General features: G+C 57.7%; 16 protein-coding genes. 8 read left to right on the top strand and 8 right to left on the bottom strand.

The genetic code is table 11. The features are described 5' to 3' along the window. Positions 1–266: 266 nt before the first annotated feature. From hofQ to AB8846_RS16830, 5 genes are read right to left on the bottom strand one after another with little or no spacing between them, the layout of a single operon-like run. Entirely contained in the window at positions 267–1,490 is a 1,224-nt protein-coding gene (gene hofQ, locus AB8846_RS16850; RefSeq protein ID WP_370733237.1) for a DNA uptake porin HofQ, read from the bottom strand. After that, on the bottom strand, positions 1,417–1,821 hold the full coding sequence (locus AB8846_RS16845) for a HofP DNA utilization family protein (RefSeq protein WP_063144239.1): 405 nt from the start codon (positions 1,819–1,821) through the stop codon (positions 1,417–1,419). Before AB8846_RS16845 ends, hofQ begins: the two co-directional genes overlap by 74 nt. Continuing rightward, positions 1,811–2,266, bottom strand: coding sequence for a HofO (locus AB8846_RS16840; RefSeq protein ID WP_370733217.1), 456 nt, complete (start codon positions 2,264–2,266; stop codon positions 1,811–1,813). Before AB8846_RS16840 ends, AB8846_RS16845 begins: the two co-directional genes overlap by 11 nt. 3 nt (positions 2,267–2,269) lie before the next feature. Beyond that, on the bottom strand, positions 2,270–2,764 hold the full coding sequence (locus AB8846_RS16835; RefSeq protein ID WP_370733216.1) for a PilN domain-containing protein: 495 nt from the start codon (positions 2,762–2,764) through the stop codon (positions 2,270–2,272). Continuing rightward, positions 2,761–3,537: a DNA utilization protein HofM gene (locus tag AB8846_RS16830; RefSeq protein ID WP_370733215.1), complete on the bottom strand. Its 777-nt coding sequence runs from the start codon at positions 3,535–3,537 to the stop codon at positions 2,761–2,763. Before AB8846_RS16830 ends, AB8846_RS16835 begins: the two co-directional genes overlap by 4 nt. A gap of 120 nt (positions 3,538–3,657) precedes the next feature. On the opposite strand from AB8846_RS16830, the gene mrcA reads away from it, so the two are divergent. Then, positions 3,658–6,210 carry a peptidoglycan glycosyltransferase/peptidoglycan DD-transpeptidase MrcA gene (gene mrcA, locus AB8846_RS16825; protein ID WP_063144243.1) on the top strand — a complete coding sequence of 851 codons (2,553 nt, stop codon included), beginning with the start codon at positions 3,658–3,660 and terminating at the stop codon, positions 6,208–6,210. Positions 6,211–6,289: 79 nt separating this feature from the next. Here the strand turns inward: mrcA and nudE are convergent, their stop codons facing one another. Next, positions 6,290–6,850, bottom strand: a complete 561-nt coding sequence (nudE, locus tag AB8846_RS16820) for an ADP compounds hydrolase NudE (RefSeq protein WP_023333707.1) — start codon at positions 6,848–6,850, stop codon at positions 6,290–6,292. A 321-nt stretch (positions 6,851–7,171) separates the two neighbouring features. Here nudE and AB8846_RS16815 point away from each other — a divergent pair, with 321 nt between their 5' ends. From AB8846_RS16815 to pckA, 5 genes are all read left to right on the top strand, one after another. Continuing rightward, positions 7,172–9,307 (top strand): intracellular growth attenuator family protein, encoded by a 2,136-nt coding sequence (locus AB8846_RS16815; protein WP_063144244.1) that lies wholly within the window; start codon positions 7,172–7,174, stop codon positions 9,305–9,307. Positions 9,308–9,374: 67 nt separating this feature from the next. Next, positions 9,375–10,058 (top strand): GMP/IMP nucleotidase, encoded by a 684-nt coding sequence (yrfG, locus tag AB8846_RS16810; RefSeq protein ID WP_370733214.1) that lies wholly within the window; start codon positions 9,375–9,377, stop codon positions 10,056–10,058. Continuing rightward, entirely contained in the window at positions 10,055–10,456 is a 402-nt protein-coding gene (gene hslR, locus AB8846_RS16805) for a ribosome-associated heat shock protein Hsp15 (RefSeq protein ID WP_047345741.1), read from the top strand. The genes yrfG and hslR overlap by 4 nt, the downstream gene beginning before the upstream one ends. Before the next feature lie 17 nt (positions 10,457–10,473). Then, the gene (gene hslO / locus AB8846_RS16800; RefSeq protein ID WP_162269339.1) at positions 10,474–11,358 is read left to right on the top strand and encodes an Hsp33 family molecular chaperone HslO; all 885 of its coding nucleotides are present in this window, start codon (positions 10,474–10,476) and stop codon (positions 11,356–11,358) included. A gap of 370 nt (positions 11,359–11,728) precedes the next feature. Beyond that, positions 11,729–13,348, top strand: coding sequence for a phosphoenolpyruvate carboxykinase (ATP) (gene pckA / locus AB8846_RS16795; protein ID WP_047345740.1), 1,620 nt, complete (start codon positions 11,729–11,731; stop codon positions 13,346–13,348). Positions 13,349–13,473: 125 nt separating this feature from the next. Here pckA and envZ read toward each other — a convergent pair whose 3' ends face one another. Both envZ and ompR read right to left on the bottom strand, forming a co-directional pair. Next, positions 13,474–14,820, bottom strand: a complete 1,347-nt coding sequence (gene envZ / locus AB8846_RS16790) for a two-component system sensor histidine kinase EnvZ (RefSeq protein WP_023309494.1) — start codon at positions 14,818–14,820, stop codon at positions 13,474–13,476. Beyond that, positions 14,817–15,536 (bottom strand): two-component system response regulator OmpR, encoded by a 720-nt coding sequence (gene ompR, locus AB8846_RS16785; protein ID WP_001157751.1) that lies wholly within the window; start codon positions 15,534–15,536, stop codon positions 14,817–14,819. Before ompR ends, envZ begins: the two co-directional genes overlap by 4 nt. Before the next feature lie 232 nt (positions 15,537–15,768). On the opposite strand from ompR, the gene greB reads away from it, so the two are divergent. Continuing rightward, the gene (gene greB, locus AB8846_RS16780) at positions 15,769–16,242 is read left to right on the top strand and encodes a transcription elongation factor GreB (protein WP_014885539.1); all 474 of its coding nucleotides are present in this window, start codon (positions 15,769–15,771) and stop codon (positions 16,240–16,242) included. Between the two features lie 87 nt (positions 16,243–16,329). Continuing rightward, positions 16,330–18,660: a Tex family protein gene (locus tag AB8846_RS16775; RefSeq protein WP_370733213.1), complete on the top strand. Its 2,331-nt coding sequence runs from the start codon at positions 16,330–16,332 to the stop codon at positions 18,658–18,660. Positions 18,661–18,846 lie beyond the last annotated feature (186 nt).

Raw genomic sequence — 18,846 nt, 5'->3', positions numbered from 1 at the left:
TATTCGTTAATGGTAATCCCCGCTGCGCAGACACTCAGCGTAGCAGGACATGAACTGAAACCTCATATGCAATAGAGCGAGAGTCAGACTAAAAATTATCTCAATACTCCGGCTTGTTTGGCAACTGATTAAATCACCGCGTCGGGCGCATAAGGTAATAAGACGTAAGTCCAACTCAAATCGGTACTCCTTGTATGCTAATTCATGCCCCACGTCAAACATCTGCAACAAACTGAATGCAAAATCATTGCGGGGATCGTCACCCGTCAGCGAATACCGACCAGACGTGGCGTAATAAACACCACTAACTCACGCCGCTCATTATCCTTCCCATCGTGGCGAAAAAGCTGCCCAAGCCAGGGGATTTTTCCCAGCCCCGGCACGCTGTCACTGCCGGTTTTATTCTTCTGCGAAAAAATTCCGCCCAACGCCAGCGTTTCTCCACTTTTTACCTCCACCTGGGTTTCTATCTCCTGTTTGTCGATCGCCAGCGTTTCGCCGTCAGCCTGCTGCAGAACCTGTCCCGGCATATTTTCGCTGATGTGTAATTTCAGGCGCACGCGGCCTCCCGGTAACACCACCGGCGTAACCTCCATCCCTAATACCGCCTCTTTAAACTCAACGGAGGTGGCGCCGCTTTCACCGCTTGAGACCTGATACGGAATTTCACTCCCCTGCTTGATGCTGGCCGGTTGCATATGCGAGGCCAGCAGCCGCGGGCTGGCGATGATATCGACCTGCTGTTTTTGCTCCAGCGCCGAGAGCTCCAGATCCAGCAGCCGGCCATTGATCCGCCCGATGTTAAAACCCACGCGGCTGGTGGCGCTGGCGACGGAAAGATCGCTGCCAAGCGTGGTGAGCTGACCAACCTTACCCGCGTCGGTGGCGTCGGCGAGATTCCACTTCACTCCCAGCTCACGCAGGCTTTTTTTATTAATGGTCACAATGTGCGCCGCCAGCTCGACCTGTTCGACGGGAATATCCATCTGAGCGGCCCAGCGCTGCAGCGTCTCCACCACCGTCTGGTTATCCCGAATCAGCAGTCGGTTGGTGCGTTTGTCGACAGATAAACTCCCCTTTGGACTCAGAAGTTTTTCTGCGGCTTTTTGCAGCTCTCCGGCATCGGCATAGGAAAAAGGGATGCTGTGCGACACCAGCGGCGCATCAAGCTGTCGACGCGCCCGCTCCTGTTCTGAGCGTTCCTGCTGTTCACGCTGCCAGGCCGCGGTATGCACATAAAAAATGCCACCCTCCTCTCGCAAAACGAGGCCAGCGCTGGTGACAACCGTCTGTAATGCCTGCCGCCAGGGGACGCGCGTCAGGTTAAGCGAAAGCGTGCCGCTGACATCAGGCGACATCACCAGATTACGGTTCTCCTGCGCGGCCAGGCTCTGCAGCACCTGGACTACAGGAACGTCATCCACCACCAGCGTGACCGGCTTTGGCGCGGCGGCCCACAGCGGATGGCTGAACGCCAGCAGCCACAGCATTATCCGTAAATTCATTCTTATCCGTTCCTTCTCGTTGCCACGTCCATTTTCCTGGTTCACATGTGTCACCCACATCAACAACCAGTTCCGTTTGATTGATGGCTGTTATCGTCCAGCCCGCCGGGAAGCGCTCATGCGTTTTGAGGCGGTACCAGCGCTTTTGCCCATCCTGTAAAATGCCGATAGCCTGCTGTCCTCCCACCATGCCGCGATAGTGCCACTGCGCCAGCTCGCCAATGGCGCAGGGATCGTCCGGCGGGCGAAACGGATCGCGCATGCCGGTCAATAGCAGCGCTGAGCAAACCAGCAAATATCGCGCGCTATTTCGCATGTTCCAGCTCCAGCCGCAGGCGCAACGCTGTACCTTGTGGCGAAATCGCGAAAGCGGCGATCTGCACATCCCGCTGCGCAAGCCGGGAAAAAAGCGCCGGAAGCGCCTGCCACTTAACCTCCAGCATCAGTTCCCCTCCGTTCGGCAGTGGCTTCCAGTAAACCAGCGTCGTGTTATCGCCCTGAAAATCGAGCGGGGAAAACGGCGTCAGCTCCCGTGGTTCCGGTGTTTTCGGACGAAACGGCCCCTTTCTGACGGCAGGCCATAACGCTGCGTTCGTCCTGGCGTCCTGAATCAGCTGGCGCTGTCGTTCAGCACACTGCCTGTCTATCGGTCTGAGCAAGGTGCCCCACGCGGCCAGTCCGGCCAGGAGACTCCCCAGACACCAGAAGAACACCCGATTCCAGGGACGGCTTTCGCACCAGCGTTCTAACAGGGTATCCATGCGTCACCCCTCGCTTTTAAGATGAAGGGTGAACATCCAGCGCCCCTGGCTATCCTGCCGAAGCTCACCCGCCGTCCCGGGCGTAAAACCGGTTATTTGTCCAAGCGCATCACGCAGGGCGGAGAGGGCCGGCAGGGTTAGGGCATACCCGCTCAGCATCAGCGCAGGCGGCTGATAGCGCAGTTCTGTGAACCAGACCTGTGCCGGAATGGTGCGGGAAAGCGACTCCAGCACCGGTTGCCATGCGCGTCGCTGAAAGGTCTGCGCTGGCAGCTGCGCCTGTGAGGCGAGTTTCTGCCGGGAGAGAAGCGCATGCTGCACGGTCTGCATTCCCTTCAGATCCGTTTGCAGCGCGTGCAGCCTCACAAGAGGGTTCATCCGCAGACAGAAAATGGCCACGAACATCAACAGCACGGTGCCGACACACATTGCGCCCCAGAAACGCAGGCATCGCGCGCGACGCTGCTGTCGCCAGGGCAGAAAGTTCATGATGCTCATCCGGGCACCTCGCTCATGGCCAGCGCCAGCGCAACGGTATAGTCAGCGCCGCAGTCCGGTAGCGGGGCATGGCAGCGTTCCAGGATTTCCCACGGGTCACGTCGGCTATCAAACAGCGCGATGTCATCCGGACCAAGCGCCAGCAGCGCCGACAGCTCGGCCGCGCTTTCAGCTTCTGTGGTAAAGCGGCGTCCCCACTGGTGGCGCATCGCCCACAGCCACTGCCGTTCGTCCCGCCAGGCAACGCATTTAGCAGGCGACACCGCAGGAAGAAGATTCGCCAGCGCGCTGGCATCCGGCGTAATGCTCACCAGCCGCAAACGCAGCGTTTTCGCCAGCGCCAGAAGGGTGTCGACCTCGTTGTTTTGCGCGGCAGTCACGTGAAAGGTATTGCTGAAGGTATCCTGCGCGTAATCGAAACAGAGCGTATCGGCAGACATCTCCAGTTCGCGCGCGAGCGCCGCGCCAAGCCATGAGAGCTGCTCGCTGTCGCGCAGTGCAACGGTCGGGCGGGGAAGCGACCGCTGCAGGGTGCGTGCTGCCGGGAAAGAGAGGAACACCCGGTGGTAGTGCGGCAGCGTTTTCCGCCAGTCGCGTAACGCATCAACCAGCTGTTCTGGCTGACAAATTTTGCCGTCACGAATGATGCCTTCGGCCAGAGGAATCGCCCACCAGCGGCGCAAGCACCAGCCGGACTTCTCCCGGGCCAACGCGACGATCAGCACCCTATCCTGTTGAATATGAACGCCCGTTTGCCATGTTTTGAAAGCCATGCTTCACGATCTCCTTATCGCCCGTCGTCTTGACGGCTATATCAATGAATCAGGCTTGCCTTTATACTACCGCGCGATTGTTTAGAAACTGCCCAAGTGAAACCAAATGGGAAATCTCCGGTGAAGTTCGTAAAGTATTTATTCATCCTTGCAGTCTGTTGCATTCTGCTGGGAGCAGGCTCGATTTACGGTTTGTACAAATATATTGAGCCACAGCTACCTGATGTCGCCACGCTTCGCGATGTGCGACTCCAGATCCCGATGCAAGTCTATAGCGCCGATGGCGAGCTCATGGCGCAGTATGGCGAGAAGCGTCGTATTCCGCTGACCTTAAACCAAATCCCTCCCGTGATGGTGAAAGCCTTTATCGCCACGGAGGACAGCCGTTTTTACGAGCACCACGGTGTCGATCCGGTGGGGATTTTCCGTGCCGCGAGCATTGCGCTGTTCTCTGGTCACGCCTCTCAGGGGGCGAGTACCATTACGCAGCAGCTGGCGCGTAACTTCTTCCTCAGCCCTGAAAAGACGCTGATACGTAAGATCAAAGAGGTGTTCCTTGCGATCCGTATTGAGCAGCTGCTGAGCAAAGACGAAATCCTTGAGCTGTACCTCAACAAAATCTACCTGGGCTACCGCGCCTATGGCGTGGGGGCTGCCGCGCAGGTGTACTTCGGTAAGCCTGTTGAGCAACTCACCTTAAGCGAAATGGCAACCATTGCCGGTCTGCCGAAAGCGCCGTCCACGTTTAACCCGCTCTACTCGCTCGATCGCGCCACCGCGCGTCGTAACGTCGTCCTGTCACGTATGCTGAGCGAAGGCTACATCAGCCAGAGCGAGTACGACCAGGCGCGTAACGATGTGATTGACGCTAACTACCACGCCCCTGAGATCGCCTTCGCGTCTCCTTACCTGACCGAAATGGTTCGCCAGGAGATGGTGAATCGTTATGGTGACAAGGCCTATGAAGATGGCTATCGCGTGTACACCACCGTCACCCGCAAAGTTCAGCAGGCGGCTCAGGAAGCGGTGCGCAACAACGTGATGGACTACGATATGCGTCACGGCTATCGCGGCCCGTCAAACGTGCTCTGGAAAGTGGGCGAAAGCGCGTGGGACAGCAAAAAAATCACCAGTACGCTGAAGGCGCTGCCAACCTATGGTCCGCTCCTTCCAGCCGTGGTGACGCAGGCCGATCCGCAGGAAGCCGTTGCGACGCTCGCGGACGGTACCTCCGTCTCGCTGCGTATGGACGGTATCCGCTGGGCGCGTCCGTACCGCTCGGATACGCTTCAGGGCGCAACGCCGCGTAAAGTGACCGATGCGGTACAAACCGGGCAGCAAATCTGGGTGCGCAAGGTCGGCGAAGCCTGGTGGCTGGCACAGGTGCCGGACGTCAACTCGGCCCTGGTCTCTATCAACCCACAGAACGGTGCCGTTCTGGCCCTGGTCGGCGGGTTTGATTTCAACCAGAGCAAATTTAACCGCGCCACCCAGGCGCTGCGTCAGGTCGGTTCCAACATCAAACCGTTCCTCTACACGGCGGCGATGGATAAGGGTCTGACTCTCGCCAGCATCCTTAACGACGTGCCAATCTCCCGCTGGGATGCCGGTGCCGGTTCCGACTGGCAGCCGAAGAACTCCCCTGCGGAGTATGCCGGTCCTATTCGTCTTCGTCAGGGCCTGGGACAGTCGAAAAACGTGGTAATGGTGCGCGCCATGCGCGCGATGGGCGTCGATTATGCCGCAGAGTATCTGCAGCGCTTCGGTTTCCCGGCGCAGAACATCGTTCGCACCGAGTCGCTGGCGTTAGGCTCCGCCTCCTTTACGCCGCTTCAGGTTGCACGCGGGTACTCGGTGATGGCCAACGGCGGCTTCCTGATTGACCCGTACTTCATCAGCAAGATCGAGAACGATCAGGGCGGCGTGCTGTTCGAGGCGAAGCCGAAAATTGCCTGTGCAGAGTGCGATATTCCTGTGATTTACGGTAATACACCGAAATCTGACGTGCTTGAGAATAAGGACATGGAAGACCCTGCCGTATCGCAGGAGCAGCCGAACGGCGTTGTACCGCAGCCGCAGCTGGAGCAGGCTAACCAGTCGCTGGTGGCACAAACCGGTGCGCCGGAGTATGCCCCGCATGTGATCAACACGCCGCTGTCGTTCCTGATCAAAAGCGCGCTGAACACCAACATCTTCGGTGAACCGGGCTGGCAGGGTACTGGCTGGCGTGCAGGGCGTGATTTGCAGCGCCATGATATCGGCGGTAAAACGGGGACAACCAACAGCTCGAAAGACGCGTGGTTCTCGGGTTACGGGCCGGGCGTGGTGACATCGGTCTGGATCGGATTCGACGATCACCGCCGTGACTTAGGCCGTACAACGGCATCCGGCGCGATTAAGGATCAGATTTCCGGCTACGAAGGCGGAGCAAAGAGCGCGCAGCCGGCGTGGGACGCCTACATGAAGTCCGTTCTTGAAGGCGTGCCGGAGCAGCCGTTGACGCCACCGCCAGGCGTGGTGACGGTCAATATCGACCGCAGCACGGGCCAGCTCGCCAACGGCGGTAATAGTCGCGAAGAGTATTTCATCGAGGGTACGCAGCCAACCACACAGGCGGTGCATGAGGTGGGTACAGAGATTATTGATAACGGCGAAACGCACGAGCTGTTTTAAGCATAAAAATGCCCGGTAAAAGCCGGGCAAATAATCGTAGGCCGGGTAAGGCGAAGCCGCCACCCGGCTTTTTTATGGCCTACAGTCGCCCCTGCCCCTTCAACCATTCCCTTACCAGGAACAGCGCGCTCACGTTGCGAGCCTCATTAAAGTCAGGGTCCTCCAGCAGATCCATCAGGTGCGCTAACGGCCAGCGAACCTGCGGCAGCGGCTCCGGCTCATCCCCTTCGAGCGATTCAGGATAGAGATCTTCGGCCACCACGATATTCATTTTGCTGGAAAAATAGGACGGCGCCATGCTCAGTTTTTTCAGGAATGAAAGCTCATTCGCCCCGAAGCCGACCTCTTCTTTCAGCTCGCGGTTTGCCGCTTCAAAGACGGTTTCACCCGGGTCGATAAGCCCTTTCGAGAACCCAAGCTCGTAAGATTCCGTTCCCACAGCGTATTCGCGGATCAAAATCAGATGATCGTCGATAATGGGAATAATCATCACCGCTTCGCGCGAAGAGGGGCGCATACGTTCATAAACGCGACGAACACCGTTGCTGAACTCCAGGTCCACACTTTCGACATTAAACAGACGCGATTTGGCGACAGTTTCAACATTCAGAATGGTGGGTTTTTGTAGTGGTTTGCTCATCGTGATGGGTCTTAGCAGTGAGAACTGGGGTTATTGTGCGATATGCCGCACGGTTTCGGCAATGTCAATCGTTCTTTATTTACATTTATGCAACGTAGCAGGGATCAATCCTCAATTCAAAACAAATGTCAAGAGGTTGAAATGTTTCCAGGAATTTGCTGATATCGCGCCATAACAGGCTTTGCTATCATCATCGGTCACTGGGATGCGCTTCAGAATGCTCAAGTTCGACTCCATACTTGCCGATAGCCAACCACAGACTCTCATTCAATGTAAAGGTGCTACTGACTACACCTGTAAGATAAGTAAGATGGGGAAAGCATGAGCACCATTTTGATTGTTCTCGCTGCTATGCTGGCCAGCGCATTGGTTGCAGGGTGGTTGTACAGGCGCCGCGTACAGCGCCGTTATCGTCTGCCCTTTTTAAATGCATTTGCGGGTGCGGGCACGCGCAAACTCACGCAAGACGAGCGCGATGCGGTTGAAAACTATCTCGAAATCCTGAACCGTTCTCAGTTAACGCCTGGGCCAACGGGGGCCACTGCTGCGCCCGTCGCGCTAAAGCTTAACGCGCAAAGTGATACCGTGCTCTGCGTGACGCGCTCCATCACGCGCTATGGCATCACCACTGATGACCCGAACAAGTGGCGCTATTACCTGGATTCCGTCGAAGTGCATCTGCCCCCGTCCTGGGAGCAGTACATTAATGACGAGAACAGCGTTGAGCTGATTCACACCGATTCGTTGCCCCTGGTTATTTCGCTTAACGGCCATACGCTGAATGAATACCTTCAGGAAGCCCCGCGTTTTGCGCTGGAGCGCGCGAGTTCAACGCAGGCTTCCATTCGTGGCGAAGAGACGGAGCAGATCGAACTGCTGAACATTCGCCAGGAGACGCATGAAGAGTACGCCCTGAGCCGCCCGGACGGCATCCGTGAAGCCATTCTGATCGTCGCGGCCTTCCTGCTCTTTTTTATCTGCCTGCTTACGCCGGACGTGTTTGTTCCCTGGCTGGCTGGCGGCGCGGTGCTCCTGCTGGCAGCCGGGCTTTGGGGACTCTTTGCACCACCGGCCAAAACCTCGCTGCGAGAGATCCACTGCCTGCGCGGTACGCCAAAGCGCTGGGGCCTGTTCGGTGAAAACGATCAGGAACATCTCAATAATATTTCGCTCGGTATTATCGACCTGATCTACCCGCGCCACTGGCAACCGTGGATTACGCAGGACTTAGGGCAGAAAACCGATATTGATATCTACCTTGACCGCCACGTTGTGCGTCAGGGGCGCTTCCTGTCTCTGCATGATGAAGTCAAAAACTTCCCGCTTCAGCACTGGCTGCGCAGCGCGGTCATTGCCGGCGGCGCCGCGCTGGTCTTTGTCATGCTGCTGCTTTTCGTGCCGCTGGATATGCCCATCAAATTCACCCTGTCGTGGATCAAAGGTGCGCAAACCATTGAAGCGAGCAGCGTCAACAAGCTGGATGAAGCCGGTGTACGCGTGGGGGACACGCTGCGCCTGAAGGGTACCGGGATGTGTAATATTCACACCCCAGGGACGTGGAACACGCGTCAGAACTCGCCGTTCATGCCGTTCGACTGCTCGCAAATTATCTGGAACGACGCGCCGCCGCTGCCGCTGCCGGAATCCGAAGTGGTGAATAAAGCCACGGCGCTTACCCAGACGGTGAACCGCCAGCTGCACCCGAAACCGGACGATGATTCGCGCGTCAGCCCTGCGCTGCGCTCGGCCATTCAGAAATCAGGCATGGTTCTGCTGGATGATTTTGGTGACATCGTCCTGAAAACGCAGGATTTATGCTCCTCTCAGGATGAGTGCATACGTCTTAAAAACGCCCTGGTAAACCTGGGTAACAGTAAAGACTGGGATTCGCTGGTGAAACGCGCCGAAGCGGGGCGACTGGATGGCGTTAACGTGCTGCTGCGTCCGGTGAGCGCTGAATCGCTGGATAACCTGGTCGCGACCTCGACCTCGCCGTTCATGATGCGCGAGACCACCCGAGCGGCTCAGGCGCTGAACAGTCCGGCACCGGGCGGGTTTGTGATAGTCAGCGATGAAGGCAGCGACCTGGTCGATCAGCCTTACCCGCAGGTTGCGCTTTATGACTACCCGGCGCAGGAGCAGTGGAGCCAGTTCCAGCGCCTGGCGCAGATGCTGATGCAAACGCCGTTCAGCGCCGAAGGGATTGTCACAAGCATCTACACCGATGCCAACGGCACTCGCCATATCGGCCTGCACCGAATGCCGGATAGCGCAGGCTTATGGCGTTACATCGGCACCTCCCTGCTGATGACCGCGATGCTGATCGCCATTTTCTGGAACGGCTTTATGGCCCTGCGCCGCTACCAGCGCTCGCGCACCCGGCTTGCCGACATCCAGCAGTATTATGAAAACTGCCTCAATCCTAAGCTGATCCCCTCGTCTGAGAGCCTGATCTGATAACGTCGTTGCGCGACAAGATGTGCTACCCTGTCGCGCACGTTTCTTCTGGCTGGAGTTCCCCCTAATGCATCTTGATATCGCCTGGCAGGAGGTTGATACCGTTCTGCTGGATATGGACGGCACGCTGCTCGATCTCGCCTTTGATAACTATTTCTGGCAAACGCTGGTTCCTGAAACCTACGGCGAACAGCAGGGGATCTCCCCGGCAGAAGCGCAGGTATTCATCCGTTCGCAATATAGCGCGGTACAACATACGCTAAACTGGTACTGTCTTGACTACTGGAGCGAGCGCCTCGGTTTGGATATTTGTGCCATGACCACCGCCCAGGGCCCGCGCGCCGTTCTGCGCGAGGATACCGTGCCCTTTCTGGATGCGCTGAAAGCAAGCGGCAAGCGCCGTATTTTGCTGACCAACGCGCATCCACATAATCTGGCGGTGAAGCTGGAGCATACCGGTCTGGCGTCGCACCTTGATTTATTACTTTCCACCCACACATTTGGTTATCCGAAAGAGGATCAGCGGTTGTGGCATGCGGTGAAGGAAGAGACGGGGTTGCAGCCAGAACGTACGCTGTTCATTGATGACAGCGAGCCCATTCTGGATTCCGCGGCAAGGTTTGGCATTCGCTACTGTCTGGGCGTGACCAATCCTGACTCTGGCCTGGCTGAAAAAAGCTATCTGCGCCACCCTGGACTGAACGACTATCGCCAGATGATCCCCTCACTGACCGTGAAGGAGACGCCATGAAAGAAAAACCCTCTGACGGGGTAAGACTGGATAAATGGCTGTGGGCAGCGCGTTTTTATAAAACACGCGCCCTTGCCCGCGAGATGGTTGACGGCGGAAAAGTGCATTACAACGGCCAGCGCAGCAAACCGAGCAAGCTGGTTGAGCTGAACGCCACCTTAACGCTGCGTCAGGGCAACGATGAACGTACGGTGGTGATTAAAGCCATTACCGAACAGCGTCGACCCGCAGCGGAAGCCGTACTGCTTTATGAAGAGACCGCGGAGAGCATTGAAAAACGCGAGAAGACCGCACTGGCGCGCAAAATGAACGCGCTGACGATGCCTCACCCGGACCGGCGACCGGATAAAAAAGAGCGCCGCGATCTGATGAAATTTAAACACGGTGAGACCGAGTAACCTCACCCGCACGAGAGATGAAAATGGCCCAACACGACCAATTACACCGCTATCTGTTTGAACAATTCGCCGTGCGCGGCGAGCTGGTCACCGTATCCGAAACCTGGAAACAGATTCTGGAAAACCACAACTACCCGCTGCCGGTGAAGACCCTGTTGGGCGAACTGCTGGTTGCCACCAGCCTGCTGACGGCGACGCTGAAGTTTGCCGGTGATATCACCGTGCAGCTGCAGGGTGACGGCCCGATGACGCTGGCGGTGATCAACGGCAATAACCAGCAGCAGATGCGCGGCGTGGCGCGCGTTCAGGGCGACGTGCCTGAAAATGCAGACCTCAAAACGCTGGTAGGTAATGGCTACCTGGTGATCACCATTTCTCCTGAGGAAGGCGAGCGCTATCAGGGCGTGGTGGGTCTGGAAGGCGATACCCTGGCAGCCTGCCTGGAAGATTACTTCATGCGTTCTGAACAGCTGCCGACGCGCCTCTTCATCCGTACCGGTGAAGTGGACGGTCAGCCTGCTGCGGGCGGCATGCTGCTGCAGGTTCTGCCTGCGCAGGACGCACAGACCAATGACTTTGAGCACCTGGCGACCCTGACCGAAACCATCAAAGCGGAAGAGCTGTTCAACCTGTCGGCGACCGACGTGCTGTGGCGTCTGTACCACGAAGAAGAAGTGACGGTCTACGACCCGCAGGCGGTGGAATTTAAGTGCACCTGCTCCCGCGAGCGCTGCGCTGGCGCACTGAAAACCCTGCCGGATGAAGAGATCGACAGCATCATGGCGGAAGACGGCGAAATTGATATGCACTGTGACTACTGCGGTACGCACTACGTGTTTAATTCGATGGATATCGCTGAGATCCGCAACAACGCCTCCCCGGCGGATCCGCAGGTTCACTAATACCCTTGCCCCTCACCCTAACCCTCTCCCCAAAGGGGAGAGGGAACTTGACCCCCTGGGCTGAGGGGCAAAAACCCCCGCATAAGCTGAATCGTTTTCACAATGTAACTCTTACGTAATTTTCTTACGTGTATGCGATTACATTCACATTCTCTCCGATAAAATCACCAGCCTTTAACCTTTTCGGAACATTTTCCCCAACCAAAAAGCGATTCCTGCGATAATCCGCCTGCACTGTGACTGGAGTCGCAGCGTTTTCCGTTAGTAAGGGTTTTGTCCAGATGCGTAAATCTATGAGCCCCGTCGCGGTTAACAACCTCAGAAAAACCCTACAATTTCAGGCAGTACATATTGGCTAAGGAGCAGTGATATGCGTGTTACTGGTTTAACCCCGCAAGATCTCAAGGCTTATGGAATTCACGACGTCCAGGAAATCGTCTACAACCCCGACTACGATACGCTGTATCAGGAAGAGCTCAATCCAGCACTGGAAGGATACGAGCGTGGTGTGTTGACGAATCTTGGTGCTATCGCCGTCGATACCGGTATCTTTACCGGTCGTTCGCCGAAAGATAAGTATATCGTCCGAGACGAAACCACCCGCGATACGCTGTGGTGGGCTGACAAGGGCAAAGGGAAGAACGACAACAAACCGCTCTCCCCGGAAACCTGGCAGCACCTGAAAGGGCTCGTCACCCATCAACTTTCTGGCAAGCGTCTGTTCATTGTCGACGCTTTCTGCGGCGCTAACGCCGACACCCGTCTCTCCGTGCGTTTTATCACTGAAGTGGCCTGGCAGGCGCATTTCGTAAAAAACATGTTTATTCGTCCAACCGACGAAGAGCTGCAGGATTTCACCCCGGATTTCATCGTGATGAACGGCGCGAAATGCACGAATCCACAGTGGAAAGAGCAGGGCCTGAACTCCGAAAACTTTGTTGCCTTCAACCTGACCGAGCGTATCCAGCTGATCGGCGGTACCTGGTACGGCGGCGAAATGAAGAAAGGGATGTTCTCCGTCATGAACTACCTGCTGCCGCTGCGGGGCATCGCCTCCATGCACTGCTCGGCTAACGTCGGTGAAAAAGGCGACGTGGCGGTATTCTTCGGCCTGTCCGGCACCGGTAAAACCACCCTGTCCACCGATCCAAAACGTCGTCTCATTGGCGATGACGAACACGGCTGGGATGACGACGGCGTGTTCAACTTTGAAGGCGGCTGCTACGCGAAGACCATTCGCCTGTCTGAAGAGGCCGAGCCGGATATCTTCCACGCGATCCGTCGCGATGCGCTGCTGGAAAACGTCACCGTGCGTGCCGACGGCTCCATCGACTTCGACGATGCGTCGAAAACCGAAAACACCCGCGTCTCTTACCCGATCTACCACATCGACAATATCGTGAAGCCGGTGTCAAAAGCGGGTCATGCCACGAAGGTTATTTTCCTGACGGCGGATGCGTTCGGCGTGCTGCCTCCGGTCTCTCGCCTGACCGCCAGCCAGACGCAGTACCACTTCCTCTCGGGCTTCACCGCCAAGCTGGCGGGAACCGAGCGCGGCGTGACGGAGCCAACTCCAACCTTCTCCGCCTGCTTCGGCGCGGCCTTCCTGTCGCTGCACCCGACGCAGTACGCTGAAGTGCTGGTGAAACGCATGCAGGCGTCCGGCGCGCAGGCCTACCTGGTGAACACCGGCTGGAACGGTACCGGCAAACGTATCTCCATCAAAGATACCCGCGCGATTATCGACGCCATTCTGGATGGTTCTCTGGACGACGCCGAAACCTTCACGCTGCCGATGTTTGACCTGGCGATCCCAACGTCGCTGCCGGGTGTGGATACGCATATCCTCGACCCGCGCAACACGTACGGTTCTCCGGAGCAGTGGCGCGAGAAAGCGGAATCGCTGGCGAAGCTGTTTATTGAAAACTTCGAGAAGTACACCGATACCCCGGCAGGTGAAGCGCTGGTGAGTGCGGGACCTAAGCTGTAGTCCTTCTCCCTCTCCCTGTGGGAGAGGGCCGGGGTGAGGGCATCAGGCCGCAGAGGTCTTATGTTGTCGGGTGGCGGCTTCGCCTTACCCGACCTACAAAAAAGGGTGGCTAGTGCCACCCTTTTTTAACTCTCTTTCACCTGCCCCCGCGTCACCGGTACCGGCAGCCAGGCGCGAATGCTCAACCCACCCCGCTCGCTGGTGCCAATCTCCAGCAGTCCGTTGTGGTTATCGATAATACGCTGAACAATCGCCAGGCCTAAGCCCGTGCCGCTGGTGCTGCGCGCGCTGTCGCCGCGCACAAACGGCTGGAACAGATGCTTACGCTGCTCGGGCTTGATGCCCGGACCGTCATCTTCCACCTGGAACCAGGCGCGGTTGAGCTCAGACCCGCTGCTGACTTTGATCCAGCCATTGCCGTAGCGCGCCGCGTTGACCACCATGTTGGCGACCGCACGTTTGATGGAGAGCGGATGCATGCGCACCTGGATCTCCCCCGCCTGAAGGTCGGTATCAATCTCGCGCTCGTAGCCGCTTTCCGCCGCCACCACCTCGCCCAGCACCGCGTTCAGATCCGCCATCTCCATTGGCATCTCCTGCCCGGTGCGCAGGTAGTCGATGAACTGCTCAATGATGGCGTTACACTCTTCGATGTCCTTATTGATGGACTCGGCAAGGTAACCGTCCTCTTCCCCCATCATCTCCGTCGCCAGACGAATACGCGTGAGCGGCGTGCGCAGGTCATGGCTGACGCCCGCCATCAGCAGCGTACGGTCATCCGCCAGCTGCTTCACGCCTGCCGCCATATGGTTAAACGCGCGCGTCACCGAACGGACTTCCGAGGCGCCATACTCGCGCAGCGGAGGAGGAATAATCCCTTTACCGACCTGCAGCGCAGCGTGCTCCAGGTCGACCAGCGGTCGGTTCTGTATACGGATAAATAGCCACGCGCCGCCTATCGCCAGCAGCATAATCGCCAGGGTGTAGCGGAACAGCGGCGAGAAGTCGCCCTGATGGATTTCGGTCAGCGGGACGCGCACCCAGATATTGGGTGAAAGCCAGGTTTTCAGCCAGACGACGGGCGAGCTTTTGTTGACCTCAACGCGCACTTCCGTTGGGCCGCCCAGCTGCTGCGCCATCTGCTGGCTGAGGAATTCGTAGTGCTGCGCCCAGCGCAGGCCAGCGTCTTCCGCCGCTTCATTGGAATAGAGCGAAATGCCCAGCTCACGGTAGATTTCACGGCGAAACGCCGGGGGAACGACCAGCTGCGTGCCGTCCTCCAGCTGCAGTTTATCGGTCATCAGCATACGGACTTCGTAGGCCAGGACCTTATTAAACTGCTGGAGGCTCGGCAGGATCGCAAAGTTCAGCACCACCAGATAGGTCGTCACCAGGCTGACGAACAGCAGGGTGACGATCAGTAACAGGGTGCGGGCAAACGAGCTACGCGGCGAGAAGCGCATTCGCCTCATGCTTTAGAGCCGTCCGGGACGAACACGTAGCCCAGACCCCATACGGTCTGAATATAACGAGGATGAGCAGGATCTTCTTCCACCATGCGGCGCAGACGAGAGATCTGCACGTCAATGGAGCGTTCCATTGCGGAGTATTCGCGGCCGCGCGCCAGGTTCATCAGCTTGTCACGGGAAAGCGGTTCACGCGGGTGGCTGACCAGCGCTTTCAGTACCGCAAACTCGCCGCTGGTGAGCGGCATTGGCTCGTCTTCACGGAACATCTCTCGCGTGCCGAGGTTCAGCTTGAACTTGCCGAAGGCGATGACGGCTTCTTCCTGAGACGGTGCGCCAGGCAGTTCGTTCGCCTGACGGCGAAGGACAGCGCGAATACGCGCCAGCAGTTCACGCGGGTTAAACGGTTTTGGAATGTAGTCGTCCGCGCCGATTTCAAGGCCCACGATACGGTCAACTTCCTCGCCCTTCGCCGTCACCATGATGATCGGCATTGGGTTGCTCTGGCTGCGCAGACGGCGGCAAATGGAAAGCCCGTCTTCGCCAGGCAGCATCAGGTCGAGAACCATCAGGTGGAAAGATTCACGGGTCAGCAGACGGTCCATCTGCTCAGCGTTCGCGACGCTACGAACCTGGAAGCCCTGCTCGGTCAGATAACGTTCCAGCAGCGCACGCAGGCGCATGTCGTCATCCACGACCAGAATTTTGTAGTTCTCTTGCATTGTGTGTACTCCCAAAGGTTCGGATAGTCTTTGTAACAGCGTATTCTAAAAAAGTGCACGTATTCGACCAGCTAATTCTGGTATAAATTCTAGTCGAAATTGTTACAAAGCATATTTAACAGCAGCTTATCTGCTCATTTCATCACATAAATCATTATTAATCCTGTCTGTTACACTGTGTGGTACGTATTGTGCGCAAGACAGTTAACCGGCAGGCAGCAAAGGCTTTACCATGAAAACGCCCCTGATCACCCGCGAAGGGTATGAGAAACTCAAAAAAGAGATGGATTACCTCTGGCGCGAAGAGCGTCCTGAAGTGACCAAAAAGGTCACCTGGGCGGCAAGCCTGGGCGATCGCAGCGAAAACGCTGACTACCAGTACAACAAAAAGCGGCTGCGCGAAATTGACCGTCGGGTTCGCTATCTGACCAAGTGCCTCGAGAATCTCAAAATTGTCGATTACTCCCCGCAGCAGGAGGGCAAAGTGTTCTTCGGCGCGTGGGTGGAGATTGAAAACGACGACGGTGACACCCTGCGTTTTCGCATTGTCGGCTACGATGAAATTTTTGGTCGTAAGGATTACATCTCTATCGACTCCCCGATGGCCCGCGCGCTGCTGAAAAAGGAAGTGGGCGATCTGGCCGTCGTTCAGACCCCGGCCGGAGAAGCCAGCTGGTACGTGAATGAGATCGTCTACGTAAAATAGTCCGAGAGCGCCCTCCCCGGCTGGCATTTTGCCGTGTCAGCCCGTATAACTATCCCCTGATTTTTCGACTCAACAGATGATAAAGCCATGATGAAAGATTCGCTCTGCCGCATTATTGCGGGTGATATTCAGGCCAGAGCCGAACAGGTAGAAGCTGCCGTTCGCCTGCTTGATGAAGGGAACACCGTGCCGTTTATTGCACGCTATCGTAAGGAAGTCACCGGCGGTCTGGACGACACGCAGCTGCGTAACCTGGAGACCCGTCTGGGCTATCTGCGCGAGCTGGAAGAACGTCGTCAGGCGATCCTCAAATCCATCGGCGAACAGGGCAAATTGACCACCGATCTGGAAACCGCCATTAACGGTACCCTGAGCAAAACCGAACTCGAAGACCTTTATCTGCCGTACAAGCCGAAGCGCCGCACGCGCGGGCAGATTGCGATTGAAGCAGGTCTTGAGCCGCTGGCCGACCTGCTGTGGAACGAGCCGTCCCACGATCCCGATACCGAAGCGGCGAAATTTATCGACGCTGACAAAGGCGTAGCGGACACCAAGGCCGCCCTCGACGGCGCACGCTACATTCTGATGGAGCGCTTCGCCGAAGACGCCGCCCTGCTCGCTAAAGTGCGTGATTACCTGTGGAAGAATGCCCACATCGTCTCTACCGTCGTCGCAGGTAAAGAGGAAGAAGGCGCGAAATTCCGCGACTATTTCGATCACCACGAACCGATCTCTACCGCCCCCTCACACCGCGCGCTGGCGATGTTCCGCGGCCGCAACGAAGGCGTGCTCCAGCTCTCCCTGAACGCCGACCCGCAGTTTGACGAGCCGCCGAAAGAGAGCCACTGCGAGCAGATCATCATCGACCATCTTGGCCTGCGCCTGAACAACGCCCCGGCGGACAGCTGGCGCAAAGGCGTGGTGAGCTGGACCTGGCGCATCAAGGTGCTGATGCACCTCGAAACCGAGCTGATGGGCACCGTGCGCGAGCGTGCCGAAGATGAAGCGATTAACGTCTTCGCCCGTAACCTGCACGACCTGCTGATGGCCGCCCCTGCTGGCCTGCGCGCGACCATGGGTCTCGATCCGGGCCTGCGTACCGGCGTGAAGGTCGCTGTCGTTGACGGCACCGGCAAGCTGGTCGCCACCGACACCATCTATCCGCACACCGGCCAGGCAGCGAAAGCGGCCGTCGTGGTGGCGGCGCTGTGCGAAAAATACAACGTGGAGCTGGTTGCCATCGGCAACGGTACGGCCTCACGTGAAACCGAGCGTTTCTACCTCGACGTGCAGAAGCAGTTCCCGAAAGTGACGGCGCAGAAAGTGATCGTCAGCGAAGCGGGCGCATCCGTCTATTCCGCCTCCGAGCTGGCGGCGCTGGAGTTCCCGGATCTCGACGTTTCCCTGCGCGGTGCGGTTTCAATCGCTCGCCGCCTGCAGGATCCGCTGGCGGAGCTGGTGAAGATCGACCCGAAATCCATCGGCGTGGGCCAGTATCAGCACGACGTGAGCCAGACCCAGCTGGCGCGCAAGCTGGATGCGGTGGTGGAAGACTGCGTAAACGCCGTCGGCGTTGACCTGAACACCGCCTCCGTTCCCCTGCTGACCCGCGTGGCGGGCTTAACCCGCATGATGGCGCAGAACATCGTCGCCTGGCGTGATGAGAACGGCCAGTTCCAGAACCGTCAGCAGCTGCTGAAGGTGAGCCGTCTGGGGCCAAAAGCCTTTGAGCAGTGCGCGGGCTTCCTGCGCATCAACCACGGCGATAACCCGCTGGATGCCTCTACCGTTCACCCGGAAGCGTACCCTGTAGTAGAGCGCATTCTGGCCGCCACCCAGCAGGCACTGAAAGATCTCATGGGTGACAACAGCGCCCTGCGCAACCTGAAAGCCGTTGATTTCACCGACGACAAATTTGGTGTCCCAACCGTCACCGACATCATCAAAGAGCTGGAAAAGCCGGGCCGCGATCCGCGTCCTGAGTTCAAAACGGCGACCTTTGCTGACGGTGTGGAAACCATGAACGACCTGCTGCCGGGCATGGTGCTGGAAGGCGCGGTGACCAACGTGACCAACTTTGGCGCGTTTGTGGATATCGGCGTGCATCAGGACGGTCTGGTCCATATCTCTTCCCTTGCCGACAAGTTCGTTGAAGACCCGCACACCGTGGTCAAAGCGGGCGACATCGTGAAGGTCAAAGTGCTGGAAGTGGATCTGCCGCGCAAGCGTATCGCCCTGACCATGCGTCTGGACGAGCAGCCGGGCGACACCAACGCGCGCCGCGGCGGCAATGGCGGCGGTCGCGAGCAGCAGCGTCCGGCCGCGAAAGCGGCAAAACCGCGCGGACGTGACGCTCAGCCTGCAGGCAACAGCGCGATGATGGATGCGCTGGCGGCAGCGATGGGTAAGAAACGCTAAGGTTGTCAATCCCCTCACCCTAACCCTCTCCCCAAAAGGGAGAGGGGATCGCACGGTGCGGTCTTTTCTCCCTCGCCCCCATGGGGAGAGGGCCGGGGTGAGGGGACAAATTATACCGTAATATATGAAACCGATTGCACAGCCATATTTAAACCACTAATTATCACCCCGTTAACAAATACTCCC

It is taken from the genome of Enterobacter sp. KB-221C9 (assembly GCF_041320715.1).
GTDB lineage: Bacteria > Pseudomonadota > Gammaproteobacteria > Enterobacterales > Enterobacteriaceae > Enterobacter > Enterobacter asburiae_D.
This window is presented reverse-complemented; position numbering and strand designations above follow the sequence as displayed.